Genomic DNA, 3,279 nt, shown 5'->3' on the forward strand with positions numbered 1-3,279 from the left:
CGTTGATGGAACTGTCGCGCATTGCGAGAACGGGCCCGAGTTCCAGGTTGGAATGACTTGGCTCTCGCTCCAACACGGTTGGTCTACCCGTGAGTTTTCCATGACGTTCTTCGGCACCAAGTCAACCTTTCGGTGGCGGTGGATCCCGAAATTCCTGAGGGAGATCGTTCGTCTGCGAAGCTATGTGCCGAACTGACAGCGGCGACGCAGAGGGCAGTCACACAATCAGGACTAAGAGGAACGCGTGAAGACTCGAAACTACGATGTGATCGTCTTCGGTGGCGGAGTCTCGGGACTGATGACGACCGCGAAGTTGAGCAAGCTGGGGCTGCGAGTGTTGCTCGTCGAAAAGGAGCGAACGTTCGCTTTCGGGCCTTCGACGAGGAACGCCGGTTGGCTGCATAGTGGTGCTTACCAAGCAGGCACGATTGCAGATCGCAAGCGCGCAGTGAATGTCGCCAGGCACTGTGCCTATGGCTATGGTCAGATCGCGAGAAACTATCCCGAGGCCATTCAAAGTTATGGAATCCCCTCTCATGTACTTGTTCGCGACGACCGGCGAGTGTTAGAGCTAGTCTCGCGCTGGCAAGAGGCCGGCATCGAGTGCACGCCAATCTCATTGAAACAGGCACGGCACAGCCATCCGGGCGCTGCGATGGATCGGGTGGCGGCGGTGTTCGAGTCAAAAGACGTCACCATCGATACTAGGCTGCTATACCGGCGCATATTGCAGGACGCTATGTCATCGGGCGCGGAAGTGATGCGTGCAGCGACCGCGCAATGGATGAGGGGCGAGGACCTCGAGTTGACGCTCGAGGATGGATCGGCGTGCGCGGCTCGGGCATCGATGTTCGTTTATGCATCTGGACACGAGAACCGCTCACTCGTAAAGCGACTCCTCTCCATGGAAATTCCCCTTCGATACTGGAAGAGTCACATGCTCATCGTTCCTCGTCTTAGCGAGAACTGCTGCTTCCATGTGGATCCGGGGGAGGTCGCCATCGTTCATCACTCCGAGTTCAGCCTAATCAACCACAACAATGACGCCACGCAAACTCAAGCGCCTAACTACGAAGTTCGAAGTGAACGAGTGCAGGAGATTTCAGAGGCACTCAAACGCCTGTTCCCGGGCTGGACTGAGCATGGCGCCCATGCACTGGCGTGCGTGAAGGCCGATTTCTGTGTCGGTGAGGGCGCAGACAGGTCACTCGGCATTTCCATTTACGAGCCTGCACCGGGACACATCTGCATCTTTCCGGGGAAGATGACGGAAGCTCCGTATCTGACGGACGCATTGGTTCGCATCGCCCACGCTCGGCTCGACTCTCCTTTGATTGCATCCAGACCGATGGACGATCTTAGACGGGCCGTCTACCAAACCTCGGACGCCAGTTTTTGAGCTATGGATGTTGCTAGTGGCACGCAGGTCCATTCGGTTTCAGTCGCAGCACTGCCGGCGGAGGCGCCAGTGCTCTTTGTGGACTTGGACAGGACGATATTTGCGGGTGACTGTCTTCTCGAGTCGCTTCTGAGGGCCTTCAAGCGGAATCCATTCATCAGCATTCTTGCCGCTCTGTGGCTTCTTAGGGGTAAGGCCTATCTCAAGTCTCGTCTTGCAGCGCTCTCGCCCGTCGATGCAGAGTATCTGCCCTATCGGCCAGGGGTTCTCGACTTCTTGAGAGACGAAAAGAGGAAGGGGCGGTGCCTGGTCCTTGCCACGGCCAGCAATGAGAAATACGCAAGAGAGATATCCCAACACCTCGGCCTGTTTGATGATGTTCTTGCCAGCGATCACATTCGCAACCTTAAGGGCGCAGCGAAGAAGCTCGCGATCGAGGACTACTGCCGCCACCGCCGGCTGAGTGGCTATGGTTATGTTGGAGACTCTTTGGCTGATCTCCCGATATGGGAGGGCGCCCAAGAGGTTGTCGTCGTCGCACCTCGTTGGCCTCTCGCCAGATCAATCCGCCATATGAATCGCCAATTCAAAATTATTGATTCGCAAACGTCAAGGTCTCAGATTGTTTTTCGGGCTATTCGGCCTCGGCATTGGGCAAAGAATTTCCTGCTCTTTGTGCCTCTTCTAGTCGGCCATCAGCTTGGTTCAGCTTCCAAGCTGCAAGCTGCAGCCATTGCGTTCGTCGCATTCTGTGCATGTGCATCCGCCGTGTATCTACTCAACGATTTGTTCGACATCGACTCGGATCGTCGGCATCCAGTCAAAAAGCACCGTCCTCTGGCATCGGGCGCCTTGTCTCCGCTGCACGCGGTTGGCATAGGTCTAGCTCTTCTCAGCTTCTCCTTAGGCTTGTCCACCTTGCTCCTCCCCGCGAGTTTCGTCGGATCGTTGATCGGCTACTTCGCTCTGAGTGTTGTCTACACGCTCGTGTTGAAACGGCATCTCGCAATCGACGTGATTGCCCTTTCGGCTCTTTACCTGATCAGGCTATTCGCAGGCGGATTCGCCGCTGGAATCAGTATCTCGTACTGGCTTCTCATGTTCGCATTGTTCATCTGTACCTCGGTTGCGCTCGCGAAGCGCTATGCGGAACTACTCACTCACGCGGATGATTCTGGCCCGGTACCGGGGAGGGGGTACAAACTCGGCGACACAAACGTCATCCGCAATTTCGGGCCAGCAAGCGGAGTGATATCTGTGCTCGTTTTGGCGCTCTACATCGACAGTGAACAAGTGAAGGCGGTGTACGTAAATCCAGACCTGTTGTGGCTCATCTGCCCGTTGCTCTTGTACTGGGTCCTCAGACTTTGGATCGCAGCGGACCGACAGCAAGCGGAAGACCCCGTGCTCTTTATGTTGGGTGATGTTCCAAGTCTTCTTGTTATCGGCAGTGCTGCGCTCCTGGTGGCACTCGCGTAGGGGCAGGCGAAGATTAACGTTGCCAAGCCAAGAATTCTCCCTGCATCTCCGGGCGCGTGCCCGGTCGCATAAAGCATTCATCCCCAAAGGCTTGGCGATCTTTGAACATCCGCGAAAGGATGATGCCGGCGTTGGACGGGCGGCGGCGGTCCCATCATAGATGCGGCCCGCGCGCAACCCCGACTGAAACAGAATTGTACAAGTGAGGATTTCGATGGCGAGATACATGTCCACCGAGGATTACTCGGAAAACCCCTCCTTTGCCGGCAGTGCCGACGGCAACACGAGAACGACAACCCCCTACGTCATCTGCTTTATCGGCGCTGGGCCAAACACGCTCTACTGTCTGGAGAGGTTGGTCACTCGCCTGCGCTCCGGTAGCATGCGCATCGGAGGGAGCG

3 protein-coding genes are annotated in these 3,279 nt (G+C 56.5%); all 3 read left to right on the forward strand.

The annotated features are described in order from the left end of the window. On the forward strand, positions 1–196 hold a 196-nt coding region (locus AC1DXX_RS33150), incomplete at its 5' end, for a hypothetical protein (protein ID WP_478138441.1). Between the two features lie 48 nt (positions 197–244). After that, the gene (locus tag AC1DXX_RS33155) at positions 245–1,399 is read left to right on the forward strand and encodes an NAD(P)/FAD-dependent oxidoreductase (RefSeq protein ID WP_478138442.1); all 1,155 of its coding nucleotides are present in this window, start codon (positions 245–247) and stop codon (positions 1,397–1,399) included. Positions 1,400–1,402: 3 nt separating this feature from the next. Next, positions 1,403–2,878 carry a UbiA family prenyltransferase gene (locus tag AC1DXX_RS33160; RefSeq protein WP_478138443.1) on the forward strand — a complete coding sequence of 492 codons (1,476 nt, stop codon included), beginning with the start codon at positions 1,403–1,405 and terminating at the stop codon, positions 2,876–2,878. Positions 2,879–3,279 lie beyond the last annotated feature (401 nt).

It is taken from the genome of Variovorax sp. P4_B10, assembly GCF_056402375.1.

Bases quoted from the DNA above. Each gene is read 5' to 3' on its own strand.
- AC1DXX_RS33160 (WP_478138443.1), top strand. From the start codon at position 1,403: ATGGATGTTGCTAGTGGCACGCAGGTCCATTCGGTTTCAGTCGCAGCA.